Consider the following 20,251-nt stretch of genomic DNA (forward strand, 5'->3'; position numbering starts at 1 on the left):
TCTCCTTACACTTGCGATTGCAAAATAATTTGCGGCAAATGATGAACAGGATGCTCCATGACAATCGGTCTAGTTCCGTATACAGCCTCTATTCTGTCACTTTGCAAAATGTCTTTTGGTGTGCCGACGCTTATCTGCTTTCCTTTATGCAGCATCAAAATACGATCGCAGTAAAGGGAGGCCAGATTCAGATCGTGCAGCACAGCAATGACCGTCACCTGTGTCGTCTTTTGCCATTTGCGCACGATGTCCATAAGCTGAATCTGGTACCCGATATCGAGGTAAGTCGTGGGTTCATCGAGCAACAGCACTTGAGGTCTTTGGATCAATGCCTTCCCCAAAGCTACGCGTTGCTTTTCCCCACCACTCAACTGATCCAGTGTGCGCTCTTCCAAATGTTCAAGGCCGAGCATCTGTACGATTTCATCAATAAGCGATGCGACATCCTGCTTCTCTTCCCCCAGCCAATTTTGGTAAGGAAAGCGTCCCATCTCCAACACCTCTCGGACTCGAAAGCCGACTGGCGGCAGCCCCTCTTGCTCCAATACAGCCAGTATTTTGGCAAGCTCTTTGCGTGGATAGGAATGAAGCTTTTTCTCCTGAAGCAAAATATCTCCTGCATCTGCCTTGATGACCCCTGAAATCATTTTCAGCAAGGTGGATTTACCGCTTCCATTTGGTCCGATAATGCCAAAAAATTCTCCCTTGTCCACGCAAAAATCGATTCCGTGCAAAACTGGCGTATCCTGATACGATTTTTGCAAGCTGTGCACATTGATCATTGCATACGTTACCTCTTCCTAAAGCGTTTATTTTGCTTCAATAAATACGCGAAAAACGGTGCTCCCAGAAAAGCTGTCACAACACCGAGCGGGATTTCCGTTGGACTCAGCAGCATTCTGGCGAGAGTGTCGGCCCACAGCACATAAATACCACCACAGATCGCGGCCATCGGCAGTAAAATTCGATGGTCAGGACCAACCAGCATACGGACGAGGTGCGGTACCACCAGGCCAACGAACCCGATAATTCCCGCGATAGAAACCGCCGCTGCCGTCAGGAGTGTCGAGACGACCAGAACCACCAGCTTCGTTCGATCTACATGGACGCCGAGATGCGCAGCCTGCCGCTCGCCTAACGCAAATAGGTTCAAGGAACGCGCATAGCTTACCAGCACCATTCCGCCTATGACCAAGTACGGAATCAAGACATACGTAAAGGCCCAGCCCCGAAATGACAGGCTGCCCATCAGCCAGAACACGATCTCATTCACCGTCTGATCCGATAGCGACACCATAAAGGAAACGAGTGAGCCGAGAAAAGCCTGCACCACAACACCAGACAAAATCAGGGTCTCCGTTTGCAGCTTTCCTTGGGTGTTCGCGAGTCCGAGTACGATCCATAAACTGAGCAGTCCTGTAAGAAAAGCGACAACAGGCGTGCTCCATGCACCCAAAAAGCTGATTTGCAAGCCAAACAGGATCAAAAAGGCTGCTCCGACAGCAGAACCAGATGCCACGCCCATCGTAAACGGATCTGCGAGCGGATTGCGCAAAACTCCCTGAAAGCCCGCTCCCGCAAGAGATAAGCAGGCGCCAATCAAAACAGCCAATACAACGCGTGGAAAACGAACCTTCATGACAATTTGCTCAGATGACTCCGGCCACGCTACGGTGATCCACTCAGACAAGCCCGAGATTTGGTGGAGCAGGATGAGCCATACTTGCGAAATGGGAAGGTGTGCCGCCCCCATCGAGATACTGATGATTATTGAAGCCAGAAGGACGAGACAGCTGGCTCCTCCCCATATGAACAATCGTTTCTTCATTTTATTTCACCAAGTCAGGGTAAATCGCCTTCGCTACTTCAATCAAGCCTTGTGTAATACGCGGACCAGGACGGGACAAAATATTTTGGTCCATGCCAAAGATTTGTTTTTCACGAATCGCCTTCATTTTATCCCAGCCATTACGCTTGGCGATCATATCCTCCAGCTTGACGCCAGTCTTTTCATCGGTAATTCCGCTCGCATACAAAATGACGTCTGGATCGTTTTGCAAAATCTTTTCTTCACTGATCGGATTCCAGCCCTGTGTGTCAGAGGCAATATTTGTCGCTCCAGCCAGTGTGATGAGTTCATCCATGAATTCACCTTTTCCGACTGTCCAGCCTGGGGAAAACTCAAGGTATACCTTTTTCTTCTCTTCTGGTTTTACATTTTTCACTGCTTCTTGAACGTACGCGATATCCTTCTTCATTTGCGCGACAACTTTTTCGGCTTGTTCTTGTTTGTTAGTGATAACTCCCATCACCAACACATTGTTTAGGATGTCATCCATCTTTGTCGGATGGGTAATGTAGACGGGCATCCCGAGAGATTTGAGCTTGTCAGCCACTGGCTTCTCCATCGAAATCCCACCGACGACCATATCTGGCGTTTGAGCGAGAATCGCTTCTTCATTCGGTTTGACGACGCCGCCAATTTTCGGTTTTGTCTTCGCCGCTTCTGGATAATCATCGTAGTCTGAGACAGCTACGATCCGATTTTCCAAGCCTAATGCGAACAAAATCTCTGTCTCGGCAGGTGATGTGGAGACGATTCGCTCAGGAGCTTTTGCAAAGGTTACTTCTTTTCCTGTCGCATCCTTGACTGTCAACGGATACGTAGTTTGTTTTGCAGGCTGCTCGGCTGTATTCTCTTGCGGTGCTGTCTGCGGTGCACTGGTTTGTCCACCAGGTGCTTGCTGGCTGTTATCGTTACCCGCACAACCTGCGAGGCTCGCCGCAACTAGTAGTGGGATCATGAATCGCAATGAACGTTTCATATGTAGAACTTCCTTTCTGCGTGTCTGATTGACTGTACCTTCCAATAAAAAAAGCGACCCTTGCTTCCATTCGGAAATCAAAGGGTCGGCACCTCAGGGCAAACAGACAGGATGGTCTGCTTCCTGAAATAGGCCGATCCTTTCCGCGAAGGCAACAGGCACAAAAACAAACAGGCAGGTCTCCTGGCTTACGGCTGAGGAACGAGCCGATTTACAGTGGCGGGACCGCGTCGGATTTTCACCGACTTCCCTTTTCACCCGATCTTTTTGAGAAAAGACGAGGCACCTATTTGCTGTTACGTTTGAAATTGTCACAGTCCATGACTCATCCTACATCATAGCATTCCTTGGATGAAAAAAGAATGACAAACACGTAAGCCAATACTTTCTTGCCTGCTAAAAATGAAAACACCTGAACAAAAGGTTCAGGCAAATGGAATGCTTTTGGCAAAGCTTTTAACCACGTTTGTGCAAATAATCCAGAATGCCCATGGCGCACACCTGTAAATCGAGCTTGAGTACTCCGAAAACTTCGTGGTCATCATTGATGCCTTGTGACTGTAGATGCTCCGAGACTCGTTCCAATAACTTACGAGACAGATCAGCATATGTTTGTCCAACAGCAAGTGTTGATTCTCCTTCCGCCACAAACACAGGGAGCCACTCACGTATTTGGCGGTACACATCGTCTACCTGTTCAGACATCCCAAAATGACCAAAGTAAATGCGATTCAGCTTGCGCGCTTCAAATCGACGTAGAGACGCTAACATGGCATCCGGGTCAAACTGATTCGGAGAAGTAGATGGCAGTACGAGGTGTATACCATCCTTTTTAAGCTGCGGATAAAGTACACCTGCCGTATCACCTGTGAACATGCCACGGCTAACGGGATCGTAGATGCTGAAGTGATGATTGGCATGCCCTGGCGAATCCAGAAACTCCAACACGCAATTCGCTCCGATCTTTAGTGTATCCCCGTCTCCACGAATCAAAATCCGCTCTTCGGGAACAGCCTCAATCGGATCAAACAATCGATCAAAATCATCATGATACACCGCTCTCGCCCCTGCGATCAGTCGGCTTGGATTAACGAGGTGACGTGCACCCTTTGGATGGACGACGATCTTTGCGTTTGGGCAATCCTTTAGAAAAAGTCCCACTCCTCCCGCATGATCCAAATGAATGTGCGTCACGATGATGTATTTTACTTGCTCCGGGGTAAAACCGAGCTTGGCGAGGCCGGTCTTGATGTATGGGACGGAGGGGCTTGGCCCTGTTTCAACCAAAGTCAGTTCTTCTTCAGCGATGACATAAGTCCCCGTGCGTTCCGCCCAGCCCATATCGAAACCGTCTATTAGATGGATGCGCTCCCCTAAGTAAATTGGCTGTGATGATTGCATGTAAATGCTCCTCCTTTTCAAAGGTCATTTTGTTGCGAGAATATTTACACTTTATCACCTATTTAGCACGCACTGGGAAAAACAACACAAATTCTTCATATTTTCATCGTATTATGAGGGTAGCAAAAACAATTTCATTACCTGGAGGGGTGCGAAATGGGTCAGCTTTTTTCTGAGTTACGACCTGAGCATGAGAAGTTTATCAAGAAGCAACGAATGTTCTTTGTTGCCTCTGCTCCTATGGATACAGATGGTCATGTGAATCTTTCACCGAAAGGGTACGATTCCTTTCGCATCATATCGCCTACCGAGGTGGCCTATTTAGACCTGACCGGAAGCGGAAACGAAACCAGTGCACATCTACAGGAAAATGGCCGGATTACTCTCATGTTTTGTGCATTTGAAGGCCCTCCTCTCATCATGCGCTTATTCGGCAAAGGAACGGTTATTCTCCCAGATTCGCCTCGGTGGGATGAGCTCGTAAAAGACTTCCCGCTTCTGCCCGGTGCTCGTCAAATCATTACCGTAAACGTACAGGAAGTAAAGACTTCTTGCGGCTGGGCTATCCCCTTCTATTCCTACTCAAAAGAACGGGACACCCTTCAGAAATGGACTTTGGCTAAAGACGAGCAGGAACTGCTTGCTTATCAAAAGGAAAACAACGTAGTAAGCATGGATGGCTTGCCAACACCACTGGGACAAAAGCTTTTTCCCGCAGTAGGTGGGGATAACGAAGCGTAAAACGCAAAGAAGCTGCCTTGCTCGCAGCTTCTTTGTTTGAAAACTCTTTACTTGCTGGTATAAATGACCACTGCATCGCGGAGAAACTCGGCTACACCTGGCTGTTCCTTGTCATAGTAAGCAGTAAAGCGCGGGTCATCGACGTACATCTGGGCAACACCTGCGTGCGCTTCTTTGCTGTAGCTGTCCCAGTAAAAACTGAGCCATTGACGGTGAAGATCTGCTGCTTTTTGCGCCAATTCATGAGCAGGATCACCTGTCGAAAAAGCCTGCGCCAATGTATCGTGCAGGTCTGCGTTCAATTTCTCCAGCGCGGCATACTGTTCTTCTGTCATGCCTTTGACCATCTGATTCGATTTTTCGATTTGGTCATTTCCGTATTTCGCTCGAATTTCTGCCCCGTACTTCTCTTCATTCTCATCAATCATCTTTTGCTTGAAGCCTTCAAATTTTTGTTTGTCACTCATCGTTTTGGTCCCCTCTCTTTGTGCTAATGTCAAATCGACATTGGCGATTAACGCATCCAATTGCGCTCGCCTTTCCAGGAGCTTCTCGCGGTGCTCCCACAGTGCTCGGTCAGCATCAAAGGTTGGTGAATCCAGGATCTCCTTGATCTCCTCCAAGCTCACACCCAGCTCGCGGTAAAAAAGGATGTGCTGCAATCGATCAACCTCTAGCTGTCCGTAAATGCGATACCCTGACGAATTGATTCTCGCCGGCTTGAGAAGGTCAATTTCATCGTAGTATCGGAGCGTCCGGGTGCTGACACCCGCCAGGAGTCCTAGCTTTTGCACCGTATATTCCATGTTCATTCCTCCTGACAAATTGATCGTACACATTTACGGACCGTCAATGTCAAACACATTTTCAGCATAAAATTGGCGTTACTCTCTATCCATAATTTGTTAAAATATAGATAACGCCATACAAAGGGGGACTTCGATGCTCTATATCATCGGTTTCATTGTAGCCGTAGTCGGTGCCGGATGGGGATTAACAGGGCTGCTTAGCCTCAAAGCCAGAGATAAACATGCCATCACGCATTACAGTGACGATGCTTATGCCCAGCAAAACTTGTTCCAAATGCACAACAACCCTAGCCAGGGAATGTAAAAATAAAAAATGGCTGCCCGCATCATGTGCATGGCAGCCACCTTTCTTTTTTACAGAGCTTGGAATGTATCAGTCAATACCGGTACGATTTGCTTCTTACGGGAGACAACGCCCTTCAAAACAGCTTTGTTGTCCACCAATGTTACTTGGTACGCTTTTTCTACCGCTTGTGTTGCGCTACCAAGAGCGATCGCAACAGAATCGTTGTTCAAGATATCCGTTACAACAAACACGAACAGGTCCAAAGCTTTTTCAGCGATGCTTGCATTCATAGCTGCTTCCAGTTCGCCTTGGCGTGCAAGTACATCATTGACATCTACTGCATTTACTTGTGCGATTTCTACTTTCGCATTGCCCATTTGGAACTCTTTTGCATCCAATGTGAGCAATTGTTCGATTGTTTTGTCGCTCAGGTCTGCCCCCGCTTTGAGCATGTCCAGACCGTATGCTTCCAGATTGACACCTGCGATTTCAGCCAGCTCATGAGCAGCCGCTACATCTTGCTCCGTGCAGGTTGGGGATTTCAACAGCAACGTATCCGAAATGATAGCAGAAAGCATCAAGCCCGCCATCTCTTTTGGAATGTCTACGCCGTTTTCTTTGTACATTTTCTTCAAAATGGTAGTCGTGCATCCAACCGGCTCGGCACGGAAGTAGAGAGGATTGCTCGTCTCAAAGTTCGCAATACGGTGATGGTCGATCACTTCTACCACTTGCACTTGCTCAATGTCATTCGCGCTTTGTTGGCGCTCATTGTGATCTACAAGGATGACTTCATTTACTTCATTTGCCACTGTTTCTACGAGGCGCGGCTCTTTTACTTGGAAGTAATTCAACACAAATGCTGTTTCGCTGCTGATTACACCGAGGCGTACAGGCTCTACATTCGCGCCCAATTTTGTTTTCAAGTCAGCGTACACAAGTGCTGAACAAATGGAATCTGTGTCTGGATTTTTATGACCGAAGATTAGTTTTTTTTCCATCATCCATACTCCTTAATCGTAATTTGGCTTCCAAATTATACCACAGCTTAGAGGATATGCCCAAGATACATTATAGGTTCAAATCGGATCATTGAAAATACGATTTTGAAGATCAATCAGAGCCTGATCTTATTGTCATCGGGGGTGATACGATCTCAGGCCCGATGCCCGTCCAAACACTTGAAATGCTGTTCCACTTGGATACACCCGTGCAATTCATCCGTGGTAACGGCGAGCGTGAAGTACTTCTCACATTTGACGGAGAGGCTCAGGCCTTGGAAATATCCGATTCTGTCCGAGAAATCACGTCATGGGTTGCAGAGCAATTGAGCCGCTCTGATCGTGACTTTCTGGCGCAACTCCCTCTTACCTATACGTTAAATCGAGAAGTTTTCGAGGACGTGCTATTCTGCCACGCCATTCCCACCAATGATGAAGATATTTTCACCCCACTCACTCCGGATGCAATTGTGGCCGCTTATTTTGAGGGGACGCTGCAACGAACAGTCATCTGTGGTCATACACATATCCAATTTGAACGTCGCCTTAACGATCTGCGTATTCTCAATGCCGGAAGTGTGGGCATGCCTTATGCCGACAAACCGGGGGCATACTGGTTATTGCTTGATGGTGACAGCTATGAGCATCGCTTTACACCCTATGATGTAGAAGCTGCTGCAAAACTTATCGCTTCTACGAACTATCCGCAAGCTCAGCAGTTTGCCGAAGAGAATGTCCGAAAAATACCTGCGGTTCAAGAAGCGATCGAATTTATAGAGGCCCTGGCACAAAAACAACGACCCGCTACTTATTAAAGAGTCGGTTGAGGAAGATAGCGGATTCGATTAATCGTCCCAGTCTACATCCAATACAGCGCCTGTCGTAGAGGAAATCTCCAAATCGACTTCCTGTCCCTTAGCCGATCTCACTTCCACTTCATACACAGAGTGATGATCGTCTTCATCCAGCTTAATAATATTGCCGTTTACTTTAGCCAACGCGATTTTTTCCGCTTGCTCTACACTGATTTTTACTGGTTGGTTTTTCCACTGGTTTTGTTTGATCTCCTTTATCATAAAAAGAACAGATGAAGGAAAAAAAAGAGAGAGATTAGAAATGGATGAGAAAATAGATGAGACCTCTCACAGCATTCATGTTTGCCGATGAGCCACAGCGTTTAACAAAAAGAGCGAGTGTTTTCTACTCGCAAAAACGGTCCATTCTGGCTGTAATTCGACGCAAATGAAGCATCCGTGCTTTTGCGTGCTTTCCGCTTTTTTCCGTATAATAAAAGCAATCGAGAGGACAACAGTCGGCTCGATGACATAGGAAAGAGAGCGTGAGAGGCAGTGTAATACATATCGTTTCTAACTACTTTCTATTTTTTCTTATATGAGAAGGAGAAACGATTTTTCGTGGAATCACCCCTTTTGAAAAACATCTTTTTTTGAATCTATTTTTTCGTAACGATGCATACAGTCATCATGTCCGTTATGACCTTGGAAGTGAAAAATCCAGCACGAATCCAATTGGCACAAGCAACACAAGCTATCTCCTCTGCCTATACGGAATCAGATAATCGGAAAATCGAGTAGGAGGGAGTGACTAACTCCCGTCCTCTCACACCACCGTACGTACCGTCCGGTATACGGCGGTTCATCAAGCTTGACGAAGAACAGAATATCGTTGTACTAAACTTTTCAGCCCTTGTTGTTGCCAGTATGCAACTCCGAGGGCTTTGTGTATTTGAGGAGTCTTTGTGGAACGCCACGCACCCTTTCGGGTGTTTGCAATTTCTATTGCTTGGACGTGTGATAAACCCAGAGAACGAAGTTCTCGATATCGGGTTTTTATTCGCTTCCACTGAGACCACAAGCAAAGTCGGAGTCTGCGCCGTATCCATTCTTCGATGGATTGTAGAATTTTCTTTGCATCTGCAAGGGCGAAATATCCAACCCATCCCATGAGATACTGGTTTAGCTTCCCAATCCTTTCATCCATAGAGATGCTCCATACCGGATTTGTGATGAAGCGGATTTTCTCTTTCAACTTCAGAAGTGATTTTGGATGAAGCCGAATCCTTGCTTGCTTTGCGTTAGTGAAACTGAAACCGAGGAACTTACGTTTCCAAGGTCGATCCACTGCACTTTTCTGCTCATTTACTTTTAGCTTAAGTACCTTCTCCAAGTAGTTTTGGATACTCTCTTTTACCCGTTCTCCCGCCCGCTTTGTTTTCACGTAGATGTTGCTATCGTCTGCATATCTACAAAAGCGATGTCCTCTCTTTTCCAGCTCTTTATCCAAGTCGTCAAGCAGGATGTTCGCCAATAACGGACTAAGCGGGCCACCTTGTGGTGTGCCTTCTACTGCCGAGAGGCAGACTCCATTGATCATGATGCCTGCTTGTAAGTATGCGCGAATAAGTTTCAACAAAGCTTTGTCTTTTACTTTTCGGGCAACCCGACTCATTAAAATATCGTGATTTACCCGGTCGAAGAATTTCTCTAAGTCCATATCTACGACAAAGCGATATCCTTCGGAAATATAAGATTGTGCCTGTCTCATAGCGTCATGCGCACTGCGATTCGGTCGGAATCCGAAACTCGATTCTGAAAAGTGGGGATCGAATATGGGAGTAAGAACTTGGAGAATGGCTTGTTGGATTAAGCGATCTATCACGGTAGGAATACCTAATAACCTTACCCCTCCGTCAGTTTTCGGGATTTCGACTCTGCGGACAGGGGAAGGTTTATAGGTTCCTTTCATAATCTGTTCTTTAATGGTTAACCAGTGTTCACGGATATAATCGCGCAGTTGTTCGGTTGAAACACTGTCGATTCCCGCCGATCCTTTGTTTCTCTCCACTCTTTCGAGCGCCACTAATAGATTTTCCCGTGATAGGACTTTCTCCAACAACTCCATGACGATACCCTTTCCTTCGCACGCATCCTTCTAGTCTTGTCGGTCAATACTCAGCCCTCTCTTGTACCCTCAGGGCTTCACCCTTATTCTCCAAGAGTAGTTCCTTACGGAATTCTGCTTCACAGTATGATCACGAAAGTGATTAGCGGATGTGTTGACTTAATGTTCAGCCCTTCCCCGTTCAAGCGTCCTTTATTTGGGTACTATGGCTTCTGCTGACTTCTGCATGTTCAGCGACTCCTTACGGAGACGGTTACCAACATTTGAAGGCACTTCATGCAGACCTCCCCAGGTAAGAGCGATAACTTTCATCCCATGTACCTGCCCAAGTTTACTGCTGTATTCCTTGGCTGTATAGGGCTTCGTCTTGTTCAGCAGACTCGCCCGAATACAACAGCCTCAAATTGGATTCGTGTACCTCAGGTCGGGACTTTGCCGCCGGCTTCCTCCAGATTCCACCTCACGGTAGACACCCTTGCCTTGAGCTAACGGTTGGTACAGCCAACCCCCGTTCGGGACTTACACCCTAGAGTTATCGCCCATGCTGGGCGCACTGAAAAAAAGCACTCTACTAATCTTGTAGAGTGCTTCTTATATGGTTACGAACCTCAGGGAGAATTTCTATTTGCCGAGATTGTTCTTAATGGCTTCCAATCCAGCAATTTCTCCCAGGAAGAACGTATCGCCCGCGAGTGTATCCATCTTGTAAACCTGGTTGTTTTTCACTGCTTTGAGGTTTTTCCAGACAGGATGATCCTTCCAGATATGAATCAACCCTTCCGGCTCTTCTGCTTTTGCCGATCGGCGGTTCTCAGCAATAAAGATATGATCGGGAGCGAGCTCACTCAACGCCTCGATTCCGATACGCCCCCCAATCTTTCCATCCTCGGGCAATCCTGCTATCGGCGTTAGTCCCACTTCCTCATAGTAAATCGGGAAGTTTTTGGGATGCATCACCGTAAAATCCTTGCCATTGGAAACGAGGAATAGCACCGTTTCTCCTTTATGTTTGTCTGCTGCTGCTTTTGCTTCGCTTTTCAGCGTCTCAAAATCGGCCAAAACTTGCTTCGCCTTATCTTCTTTGCCAATAACTTCAGCTATTTTCATCAGGCGGGTGGGTGCATCCACAGAGAAATCAATGACGATGGAATCAGCCATTTTGTTGAATTCTTCAAATCTGGAGCCTTTCCCGGTGCTTGTCATGACAATAACTTCTGGGTCCATCTCCAACAAAGTCTCCAAATTCGTTTTTCCACCCAGATCCTTCACCGTTTTCCCTTCCGCATACTTCGCAAAAATGGGTGACTTACTTTTGGTCGACTCAAAGCCTTCCGATACAATCGGAGCAAAATCTAGCACGAGGAAGTAATCGGTTCCCATGATATCGACAGAAGCGACACGCTCCGGCTTTTTCTCCAGTGTGACTTCCCCCATCGCATGCTTGATGGTTCGAGGATACACAGGGGCCTCTGTCCCTTTTGTATCGGGTTGTGATGCTCCTGCCTCAACCGTTTGCGCTTTATTGGTAGCGTTTGTGTCTGTAGTCGACTGTCCTGCTCCGCAACCCGCTACGACGGCTGTGGCTAAGATTACGGACAGAATGCCTGATAATTTCTTTTTCATATCGATTGAACTCCTTTTTTCATCCCCTGATTTCAACGTGTCTTACCCCTTTGTCCGGATCAATAAATACAGAAAATAAGGCCCCCCAATGAGGGAAATAACAATACCCGCTGGTACTTCTGTAGCTGGCATGATGCTTCGCCCTATCGTATCCCCGGCCAATACGAGCAATGAACCGACGAGCGCCGTAATGGGCAGCATGTATTGATGCTGGGGTCCGACCAATCTGCGCGCGATATGCGGACCGAGCAAACCGATAAAGCCTATGCCTCCACCTGTCGCTACACTCGACGCAGCCAAACCAACCGCCCCGGTCATCAAAGCCAGTCGCTCCCGTTGAAGAGATACTCCCAGACTTGCTGCAATATGTTCGTTCATACTGAGCAGGTTCAGTACATTTGCCTTCCGATACACGTACGGTAGCAGAATCACCATCCACGGCAAAAGTGCCAGCACGAACTTCCAATTGGAACCCCACAACGATCCCATTTGCCAAGTGACGACAAACTCGAGGTTTCGTGGATTCAACTGAAGTGTCAAAATAATGCTGATGGCGCTAAGTCCCGCCCCTACTGCAATTCCTGTAAGCAAGAGACGGGTAGGCGATATGCCGTGCCCCTTCTTGTATGCAAGCATATAGATGATGCCTGCTGTGGCAGTGGCACCGATGAGTGCGAGAAATGGCATCAAAAAAGGCGGAGCCATGTTCGTCGCAGGATAAAGAGAGACGAACAACAATACGGCCAGTCCAGCACCTGAACTGATTCCAAGAATGCCAGGGTCAGACAGACCATTGCGAGAGATTCCTTGCAAAATCGCCCCCGATACAGCAAGCCCAGCCCCAATCATGACCGCAATCACCATACGAGGAAGCCGCAGCTCAAACAACACGAGACTCTGCTTTTTCGAGCCCTCCCCGAGCAATGTCTGCAACACCTCGAAGGGCCCAATACTGTACGGTCCCGTGTTCAAGCTCAGGACAAAACCGACAAGCAAAAGTACTGCGAAAAGAAGGATCAGTCGGACACTACGGCTTTTTCTTTTGTGAGAAAAGTGATCGATGTCCACTACCACTCCCTCCTTTCCTTACGTGCCAGGTACAGGAAGAAGGGGACCCCGATGACAGCGATAATGGCGCCAAGCGGTGTTTCGTAGGGCATCGCTATCATTTTGGCTCCGATGTCTGCAAAAACAACCAAAACGCCTCCCATGACTGCCGAACAAGGAATGATCCAGCGGTAATCAACCCCAACCAGAAAACGGACGATGTGCGGGACGACAAGACCGACAAACCCGACACCGCCAACCGTTGAGACCGAAGCACCTGCCAGTACCATGACGACAACCGCCGCCAAACCCTTCACCAGTCTGGTCTTTTGTCCGAGTCCCGCTGCAATCTCTTCTCCCAGACTCAAAATGGTAATGGAGCGAGACAGGATCATGGCCACAATGATTCCTCCCACAATCCAGGGCATCATGACGGATACTTGAAACCACTCCGCTGTAGAGATCCCCCCTGCTGACCAGAATGCCAGATCGTAGTTGATCTGAAAGAGGAGGGATATCGCCTGACTAATCCCTGATAGGATAGAGCTAACGACTGCCCCCGCCAACGCGAGCCGTAAAGGTGTCAAACCGTTTTTGGAAAAATAGGCCAGTCCATAAACAAGCCCTACCCCCAAACCCGCTCCGATAAAAGAAAAGAGAACAATAGACTCAAAAGGGAGTCTTGGCGCAAAAGCAAAAACGAGTACGAGCACGAATCCTGCCCCTGCATTAATGCCCATCAAGCCCGTATCCGCAATCGGATTTCTCGTAACCCCTTGCATGATGGCTCCTGCTACGGCAAAAGCAGCTCCTACCAGCGCTCCTGCCAAGGCACGCGGCATTCGCAGTGATTGAATAATGACGTGATGCTCGTTGCTAGAATCATAATGAAAAATCGAGTTCCAAACGGTGGAAAACGAGATATTCGCTACTCCTGTGATAATGGATGAACCTAGCCCGAACAAGATGCCGCAGATCCCCGCAACAATCAACACGGTCGCCATCCACGGCCTGGTTCGAAGCGAAGTATTTTTAGTGATCGGCTGTGACAGTGACATTTCCCTTCTTATCCTCCAGAGCAACGTTCGAATGAATCACGGTCAGCTTGTCGTTTGCAGCCGTTCTCGCTCGTGCTTCCGGGATGACCTCCGGAAAGCCAAGCTGAAGCATTCCTACGAGCTTTTCCTCCGCACGTACCCCTACCGCTTGCAAAAATCCTGCTTGATACGTAAACGGTTCCGTTTTCCAAACGACGCCCAATCCCCGCTCCCACGCCGCTAGCTGAAAGTTTTGAATCAACGTGCAGGCTGCCGCATAATCCTCTTCCCGTTCTCTTTGCCGAGAGTCTTCATGAACGATTACCAAAAGGTATGCCGGGATGCGTAAAAGCAATTCCGGATCTCTTTTTTTCATGGCGTTTTGAAGAATGGCATCGACGACAACCTGCTTGCCTTCCTCCATATACAGAACGAATCGCCAAGGCTCGCGCAGTCCGTGGTTAGGTGCCCAGACAGCTACATCCAGTAACTCACGAATCAATTCCAGTGGAATCGGGTCTGGCTTGAATTTCTTTATGGTTCTGCGGTCACGGATCGCTTGTGCAATCGGATACAATGATGGTTCCATCTCGTTCCCTCCAATAATAGTGATACTCATTCTCAATCATTATCACAAAATTGTGGACGCAAGAAAATTGAAGAACCTGATTCCTTTTTTGTACATTCCTGTGACTCTGCAAGATGCGTGAGCGCCTCTGATATGGCCTGCTCATGGCCGAGTGCGGAATAATGCAGCCAAGGATATACCCCAGCTCGATGTACATTTCCCTTTAATCGATGCTTGCGTACATCCGTTCGAATTTTCCTTTCGTCGAAAAGCAGAATATGATCAGCCTGAAAATCTTGTAGCTCATCCAGGCTCGCGATATCCAGAAAGGCAAAATGATCTGTTCCCACCGGAGGTCTTACCTGAAGATCTCCGTACAAAATATCGGAAATTTTCCGCCTTCTCGCACCAAATATACGGGCTCCCCCATCCCAAGCCCTCACTGCCATAACGGTTTCATTCCCAATTTTTTTGCGGATACGCTCGCGGGCTGCAACTGCTTTCAAATCATAATAATAGAGCCAACTCGTCGCCACTTCTGCAATTCCCAGCATGGTAGCTATCTGCTGCAAATGATCTCGCCAGGTCGTTGTTTTGAAAGGAATGAGCTGTGTCGGTGCAATGGCTTCCAATTGTTCAAGCCAAGGTGCAACCTGATCTGTACCGACAATCAAATCCGGCTCCATCTGGCGTAGACGGTACAAGTCAAATTCCAGTGTGGCTGCTTCCATCTGGGAGTACGGCCTCTTTTGCCGATGCTTTTCCCAAACAGGAATCAGATGTTGGACCGAAAACCCCAGTGCGAGCAGATCACCGATGATTGCTGGATGGAGTACGGCGATTTTCTTTTGTAACGATTTCTTGAAGCGATAAGGGGGAACACCAACGATCTTTTTAAACATCCGACTGAAATAGTACACATCCCGATAGCCCACTTCATTAGCTACCTCAGGAATCATCACGTCCTGGGCCACCAGAAGCTGACAAGCCTTCTCCATTCGTTTCCGATTGATGAATTGCAAGGGAGTGAGCGAGGTGTACTCCTTAAACTGCTGATAGAAAAGGGTCGGCGTCATTCCTGAGTAGCGAGCCATCTCCTCGATCTGAAAAATCTCCTCACAATGCTGCTCCATATGCTCAGCGATCCCTTGAAGAAGTTGCTGACGATCTGTTTTTTTCTCTTGCAGCGTAATTCCAGCCATAATCGCTTGCCATAGCTTCCAAAAAAGAATTTGCATGGTTGCCTGATCGAGGTGATCTTTTCGCCATGCCAGATGCAATTGTTCGATGTGATGGTGAATTAAGGAGATTGTTTCGATATGGTACTTCCCCTGGATCGGTAGCATCACTTCGTTTATGAGCCACCCATCCCTTTCTTTTCTGGCATGAGCAGCAAAAAGCGCCACGTAACAAACATAGATGCTCTCCGTAATGGGCAAAAGGGCGAGCCCTTCCTGCCTATCCTCTGGAGATATAACCATGCAATCTCCTTGGTTAAGCATCCCTCCTGTCTTATCCAACCGAAATGACGCCCTGCCCTCTATTACCAACATGATTATTTGTTCGCTTCTATCTCTCGCTTCTACAATCTTCCATTCTTTTGAAATGGACAAAACTTGCACATCATTTACAGTGATGACATTCGGATCACTATATGTGTCTGTTTTTCTCATAAATAACTCCTCTTGAATCATGATGCAGCAATTGATAACAATTCTCACCAATTGTACGAGAGACTTGGCAAAACTGCAATTACACTTGAGTGAGAAAAAAGCAAAAAAACGCCAAACGATCATCAAGATGACCACTCGACGTTTTCTTTTTCCACGTAAGCTATTCTATTGACACTCTTCCTAGACAAATATTTTTAAAAATCTTATATTTTAACAAAGCATCTCATATTTCCTACCTATGTTTCTACTTAAACACAAACAGAAAGAGGTACAGGTATGCTGAGCAATCAAAAAGTAATCGTAACAGGAGCAGCTTCTGGGATCGGGAAAGCCGTAGTGATGCACTGCTTGCAAGAAGGGGCCGCTGTCATCGCGTGTGACCTCAATCAGGAAGCTTTGCTGGCACTGGAAGAAGAGATGGATCGAGCAGAAAGACTACATACGTATTGTGTGGATGTTAGCAAATATGAGGAGGTCGCGGCTTTTTTTGCGCATATCGAGGCAGAGCATGCGGATTGTACCAGTCTCGTCAATAACGCAGGCATTTACCTGGCGAAAAACATTCTGGACTACGACCTCGACACAATTGAAAAAGTACTCGCGATTAACGTAAAAGGTAGCATTTATTTCTCACAGATGTTCGGAAAGCTCCTTTTTCCTGCCCAAAAACGAGGAACGATCGTCAACCTGTCCTCTGTATCCGGAATCGAGGGCAGCTCGGATGCAGTCTATGGAACCTCGAAGGCGGCCATTCTCGGCTTGACGAAAAGCTGCGCAATGAACTTCGCTCCCTACATCCGGGTCAATGCGGTAGCACCCACTATGGTTGCTACACCGATGATGGACACCATTCCAGAATGGCGTCGGGCAGAATATCTCGCTCACGGCCTCATCGACAGCCCTGTAATGCCAGCGGACGTGGCAGATACCGTCGTTTTCCTGTTATCGGAGAAGTCCAAACACTACACCGGAGCGACTTTTGACATCAACAACGGCGGATATCTGCGGTAATAGCATGGCAAAGGGGCGTTTAATGCCCTACCATCCAAGGGCGTTCGCCCCCACGACTGTGAGAATGTCCCCGATGTGTCTGGCTACCGTGGCTATGGCTGCACCCTGCTCCTTCATGGGAATGCGAATCCTTCCGTACCACTTTTGGTTCCACACCACGCTCAATACGTTGTCGCAGCGCTTGCGGTGTCATGATCAATCCTGGTGCGGCATACAAACGTTTTGATGGTAGCCGGCAGTTGGGGCACGCAATGCTATCTGTAAGCTCGCTCATCTTCAGCCATTGTACAAATGGACCACATTCCTCGCACATGTAATCATATCTCGGCATCGTATTTGGCTCCCTCTTTCGCGTTCTTTTTCCTGGCTACTTCGGCAAAATATCTCGATCAAAAATGCTTGTCGGGATAGACAAGGTGCAGCACGCATTCGGAATATCGACGATTCCCGCAATTCTTCCCTCCACCGGCGCTGTTCCCAGTAGCATGTACGCCTGCTCCCCCGTGAAGCCCATCGCCGTTTTCAAATACTCGATGGCATTCAGGCAAGCATTGCGGTAAGCGACATGCGCATCCATGTACAGCTGCTGCCCTGTCGTCTCGTGGACGGAAATCCCTTCGAAAACGAGGTATTCTGTATAGCGAGGTTCTACTGGACCCGGCTTGAATACAGGGTTGTTCACGATGTTATACTTCGCCATCCCGCCCTTGATGATGTCCACATGAAGATCCAGCCACCCAGCCATTTCAATTCCGCCACAGAAGGTCACTTCTCCGTCTCCTTGTGAAAAATGCAAATCGCCCATGGACAGCTTCGCCCCATTTACATAAACCGGAAAGTAAATACGAGTGCCTTTGGACAAGTTTTTGATATCGCAGTTTCCGCCATGCTCGCGAGGAGGGACAGTCCGAGCCGCTTCTGTGGCAATCCGATCAAACTCCGCTCCTTTTAAACTACCCAACACGGCACTGTGCGGGGTCGGCAAATTCGCGAGTGGCGGCATTCGTTCAGGATTTGTCGCTACGAGGTCGCTCTCTCTTCGGTTCCAGCGATCCAATAGCTGGTGGGAAGGTGCGGTACCAATCAAGCCTGGATGAAGAATGCCAGCAAATTTGACTCCTGGCAAATGGCGGGAGGTCGTGTAAATGCCGTGGAAGTCCCAGATCGACTTGGCCGCTTGTGAATAATGATCAACGAGGAAGCTCCCGCCGTTTTCTTTGGCGAAAATCCCGTTAAAGCCCCATTCCGATTGGGGAAGTGCCCCGATATCGAGAATATCGACAACCAAGAGGTCGCCTGGCTCTGCTCCATTCACCCAGACAGGTCCACTAAGTACATGGACGCGATTGAGGTTCACATCGCGAATATCGGAAGGGTCATCGTTGTTCGCGATCTGCCCGTCCGTCCAGTCCTTACATTCCATGCGAAAAACAGCTCCCGGATTCACGGAAACGGTTGCTGGAATGTCTGGGTGCCATCTGTTGTGACCAGGTGTATCCTGCTCCTCCATCGGTTTGTTCAAGTCAACTCGAAATAAAACTTCTGGCATGCTGCTTCCCCCTCACTTGTTCGAAATGGCATATGCGTACATACACAAAAAGAAGCAAAAGACATGCCAATGCTTGCTGGCCCCGATAAAAATTTAATCGTACCGATTCTTTTGGCTATTTTCTCCTGTATACTTATGACAAAGAGCTTGTCGCAAAACAGGTCATGCAGTTGATCTGCCCTTGACCAGAAAACTCCCTCTTCTCTTGTATCGCTTTCGTCTTTGTGTGTCGTTTGTTTCACCTTCCTTGTCGGACACCTGTCCCACGATCGAACAAACAAACTATAACCAAGAAAGGGTGCGAGAACGATTTTTGAAGCCGGCATGCTTCTCTCTTCTTTCGATTCTTCCTCCGCAATCGAGCGTTCCCAACATCGCGCGATCTCACATGCTGTCTTTCATTCTCTCTATCAGCAATTACAGGCCACCACGAATCTCTCACCCTACGAATTTTCTCTGATCAAGGACGCGCTAATCCATTTGCTACAAACTGATCATACGATTCCAGCCCTCAGACATGCCTCTCATTCTGTTCCCAATTGGAAGAGTCTTCTTTTCGCATGGGCGGAAAATAGCCAAGAATGCCTCATCGCCCTCAGTGACGAGCGCAGCGTACTTTTTGCTAACAAGCGGGCAAAGGAACGCTTTTCGTTAGTGGAAGGCCTTGTGCTCGAGGCGGATTGGGAACAAGAACGCTTACCCAATTGGTATGTAGAGGAACTCGATCTGGGGGAAAAGACGTGGTATCGCTTCTTTTTGATTCGCCCAGGTACGTCAACCTTGTCAAAGACTACTAGCAGCTATTCGTTTTCAGAGATACATACGAATAGCCCCCTCTATCAAGCTCAACTGCATACTGCACGTATTGCTGCACAGTCGCTATCGAATACGTTATTGCTCGGAGAAACAGGCTGTGGCAAAGAAGTCCTGGCACGTGCCATCCATTCCTCCAGTTCGCGAAAAGACGGCCCTTTTCTTGCAGTCAATATCGCAGCACTTCCACGCGAACTGATCGCCAGTGAGCTATTTGGATACGCAGAAGGAGCTTTTACGGGAGCAAAAAAAGGAGGACAACCAGGAAAATTTGAAGCGGCAAATGGAGGAACGCTATTTCTCGATGAAATCGGGGAAATGAGCTTGGAGCTTCAAGTGCTTTTGTTGCGGGTACTCGAAGAACGCAAAGTGACGAGGTTGGGTTCCCACGAAGAAAAGCCCTTGGACATTCGTGTGATCGCTGCCACCAATCGTTCCATTGAAGAAGATGTACAGAATGGGCTGTTTCGTGCAGACCTTTACTACCGGCTAAATATCCTGCAAATACGCATCCCTCCCCTGCGTGAACGCAAAGAAGACATTGCAGCCTTGGCTAACGAGTTCCTCCAGCAGCTTCATACCCAATACGCTGGCGGTCCGACAGGTATCTGTGAATCTGCCCTAGCGATCTTGCAGCAGCATTCATGGCCCGGAAATATTCGTGAGCTGCGCAATATCGTGGAGCGAGCATTTTTACATGCGTACGGTGATGCGTGGGTCACCTCTCACCATTTCCCGAGCGAATGGCAGCAGCAATATGGTCTGCAAGAAGCACCCAGCGAACCTTTGCCATTATTGCGCGAATTAGAGCGACAGACGATCCAGCAAGCGATCACAGAAGCTCCATCTATCAGCGCCGCTGCCAAAAAGCTAGGTATTGCGCGAAGTACCCTGTATCGAAAAATGGAAGAGTTAGGAATCGGATAAGAACATCGGGGGATGAGC

General features: G+C 48.0%; 20 protein-coding genes and 1 riboswitch. Of the genes, 5 read left to right on the forward strand and 15 right to left on the reverse strand.

Annotated elements, in window-relative coordinates:
• Positions 1-5 precede the first annotated feature (5 nt).
• From BBR47_RS19705 to BBR47_RS19720, 4 genes are all read right to left on the reverse strand, one after another.
• Positions 6-782 (reverse strand): ABC transporter ATP-binding protein, encoded by a 777-nt coding sequence (locus BBR47_RS19705; protein WP_015892190.1) that lies wholly within the window; start codon positions 780-782, stop codon positions 6-8.
• A gap of 8 nt (positions 783-790) precedes the next feature.
• The gene (locus BBR47_RS19710) at positions 791-1,828 is read right to left on the reverse strand and encodes a FecCD family ABC transporter permease (protein ID WP_015892191.1); all 1,038 of its coding nucleotides are present in this window, start codon (positions 1,826-1,828) and stop codon (positions 791-793) included.
• Position 1,829: 1 nt separating this feature from the next.
• The gene (locus BBR47_RS19715; RefSeq protein WP_015892192.1) at positions 1,830-2,825 is read right to left on the reverse strand and encodes an ABC transporter substrate-binding protein; all 996 of its coding nucleotides are present in this window, start codon (positions 2,823-2,825) and stop codon (positions 1,830-1,832) included.
• A 155-nt stretch (positions 2,826-2,980) separates the two neighbouring features.
• A riboswitch (cobalamin riboswitch) is annotated at positions 2,981-3,130 on the reverse strand.
• A 151-nt stretch (positions 3,131-3,281) separates the two neighbouring features.
• Positions 3,282-4,226, reverse strand: coding sequence for an MBL fold metallo-hydrolase (locus BBR47_RS19720; RefSeq protein WP_015892194.1), 945 nt, complete (start codon positions 4,224-4,226; stop codon positions 3,282-3,284).
• Between the two features lie 156 nt (positions 4,227-4,382).
• On the opposite strand from BBR47_RS19720, the gene BBR47_RS19725 reads away from it, so the two are divergent.
• Positions 4,383-4,967: a pyridoxamine 5'-phosphate oxidase family protein gene (locus tag BBR47_RS19725; RefSeq protein ID WP_015892195.1), complete on the forward strand. Its 585-nt coding sequence runs from the start codon at positions 4,383-4,385 to the stop codon at positions 4,965-4,967.
• A gap of 47 nt (positions 4,968-5,014) precedes the next feature.
• On the opposite strand, the gene BBR47_RS19730 is transcribed toward BBR47_RS19725, so the two are convergent.
• The gene (locus tag BBR47_RS19730; RefSeq protein WP_015892196.1) at positions 5,015-5,773 is read right to left on the reverse strand and encodes a MerR family transcriptional regulator; all 759 of its coding nucleotides are present in this window, start codon (positions 5,771-5,773) and stop codon (positions 5,015-5,017) included.
• A gap of 136 nt (positions 5,774-5,909) precedes the next feature.
• On the opposite strand from BBR47_RS19730, the gene BBR47_RS31340 reads away from it, so the two are divergent.
• Positions 5,910-6,080, forward strand: a complete 171-nt coding sequence (locus tag BBR47_RS31340) for a hypothetical protein (RefSeq protein WP_015892197.1) — start codon at positions 5,910-5,912, stop codon at positions 6,078-6,080.
• A gap of 50 nt (positions 6,081-6,130) precedes the next feature.
• On the opposite strand, the gene BBR47_RS19735 is transcribed toward BBR47_RS31340, so the two are convergent.
• Entirely contained in the window at positions 6,131-7,063 is a 933-nt protein-coding gene (locus BBR47_RS19735; RefSeq protein WP_015892198.1) for a manganese-dependent inorganic pyrophosphatase, read from the reverse strand.
• 131 nt (positions 7,064-7,194) lie between these two features.
• Between BBR47_RS19735 and BBR47_RS19740 the strand changes: the two genes are divergently transcribed.
• Entirely contained in the window at positions 7,195-7,878 is a 684-nt protein-coding gene (locus tag BBR47_RS19740) for a metallophosphoesterase family protein (RefSeq protein WP_081437253.1), read from the forward strand.
• 30 nt (positions 7,879-7,908) lie between these two features.
• On the opposite strand, the gene BBR47_RS19745 is transcribed toward BBR47_RS19740, so the two are convergent.
• The 7 genes from BBR47_RS19745 to BBR47_RS19775 all read right to left on the reverse strand — a co-directional run bounded on the left by BBR47_RS19745 (position 7,909) and on the right by BBR47_RS19775 (position 15,933).
• The gene (locus BBR47_RS19745) at positions 7,909-8,139 is read right to left on the reverse strand and encodes a PepSY domain-containing protein (protein ID WP_015892200.1); all 231 of its coding nucleotides are present in this window, start codon (positions 8,137-8,139) and stop codon (positions 7,909-7,911) included.
• Positions 8,140-8,722: 583 nt separating this feature from the next.
• On the reverse strand, positions 8,723-9,985 hold the full coding sequence (ltrA, locus tag BBR47_RS19750; RefSeq protein ID WP_012684507.1) for a group II intron reverse transcriptase/maturase: 1,263 nt from the start codon (positions 9,983-9,985) through the stop codon (positions 8,723-8,725).
• Positions 9,986-10,606: 621 nt separating this feature from the next.
• On the reverse strand, positions 10,607-11,608 hold the full coding sequence (locus BBR47_RS19755) for an ABC transporter substrate-binding protein (protein ID WP_015892202.1): 1,002 nt from the start codon (positions 11,606-11,608) through the stop codon (positions 10,607-10,609).
• A gap of 42 nt (positions 11,609-11,650) precedes the next feature.
• Positions 11,651-12,676 (reverse strand): FecCD family ABC transporter permease, encoded by a 1,026-nt coding sequence (locus tag BBR47_RS19760; protein ID WP_015892203.1) that lies wholly within the window; start codon positions 12,674-12,676, stop codon positions 11,651-11,653.
• The gene (locus tag BBR47_RS19765) at positions 12,676-13,713 is read right to left on the reverse strand and encodes a FecCD family ABC transporter permease (protein ID WP_015892204.1); all 1,038 of its coding nucleotides are present in this window, start codon (positions 13,711-13,713) and stop codon (positions 12,676-12,678) included. Before BBR47_RS19765 ends, BBR47_RS19760 begins: the two co-directional genes overlap by 1 nt.
• On the reverse strand, positions 13,688-14,281 hold the full coding sequence (locus BBR47_RS19770; RefSeq protein WP_015892205.1) for a nitroreductase family protein: 594 nt from the start codon (positions 14,279-14,281) through the stop codon (positions 13,688-13,690). Before BBR47_RS19770 ends, BBR47_RS19765 begins: the two co-directional genes overlap by 26 nt.
• Positions 14,282-14,313: 32 nt before the next feature.
• Positions 14,314-15,933, reverse strand: coding sequence for an AraC family transcriptional regulator (locus BBR47_RS19775; RefSeq protein ID WP_015892206.1), 1,620 nt, complete (start codon positions 15,931-15,933; stop codon positions 14,314-14,316).
• A 276-nt stretch (positions 15,934-16,209) separates the two neighbouring features.
• On the opposite strand from BBR47_RS19775, the gene BBR47_RS19780 reads away from it, so the two are divergent.
• On the forward strand, positions 16,210-16,944 hold the full coding sequence (locus BBR47_RS19780; RefSeq protein WP_015892207.1) for an SDR family NAD(P)-dependent oxidoreductase: 735 nt from the start codon (positions 16,210-16,212) through the stop codon (positions 16,942-16,944).
• A 19-nt stretch (positions 16,945-16,963) separates the two neighbouring features.
• On the opposite strand, the gene BBR47_RS30465 is transcribed toward BBR47_RS19780, so the two are convergent.
• Entirely contained in the window at positions 16,964-17,275 is a 312-nt protein-coding gene (locus BBR47_RS30465) for an FmdB family zinc ribbon protein (RefSeq protein WP_015892208.1), read from the reverse strand.
• 36 nt (positions 17,276-17,311) lie between these two features.
• A complete protein-coding gene (fmdA, locus tag BBR47_RS19790) occupies positions 17,312-18,493 on the reverse strand; it encodes a formamidase (RefSeq protein ID WP_015892209.1) in 1,182 nt (393 codons plus the stop codon).
• 480 nt (positions 18,494-18,973) lie between these two features.
• On the opposite strand from fmdA, the gene BBR47_RS19800 reads away from it, so the two are divergent.
• Complete coding sequence (locus BBR47_RS19800) at positions 18,974-20,233, forward strand: sigma-54 interaction domain-containing protein (protein WP_041749896.1); 1,260 nt, start codon at positions 18,974-18,976, stop codon at positions 20,231-20,233.
• The last annotated feature ends 18 nt before the right edge of the window (positions 20,234-20,251 follow it).

Origin of the sequence: Brevibacillus brevis NBRC 100599, assembly GCF_000010165.1 — a bacterium.
Taxonomy (GTDB): Bacteria; Bacillota; Bacilli; order Brevibacillales; family Brevibacillaceae; genus Brevibacillus; species Brevibacillus brevis_D.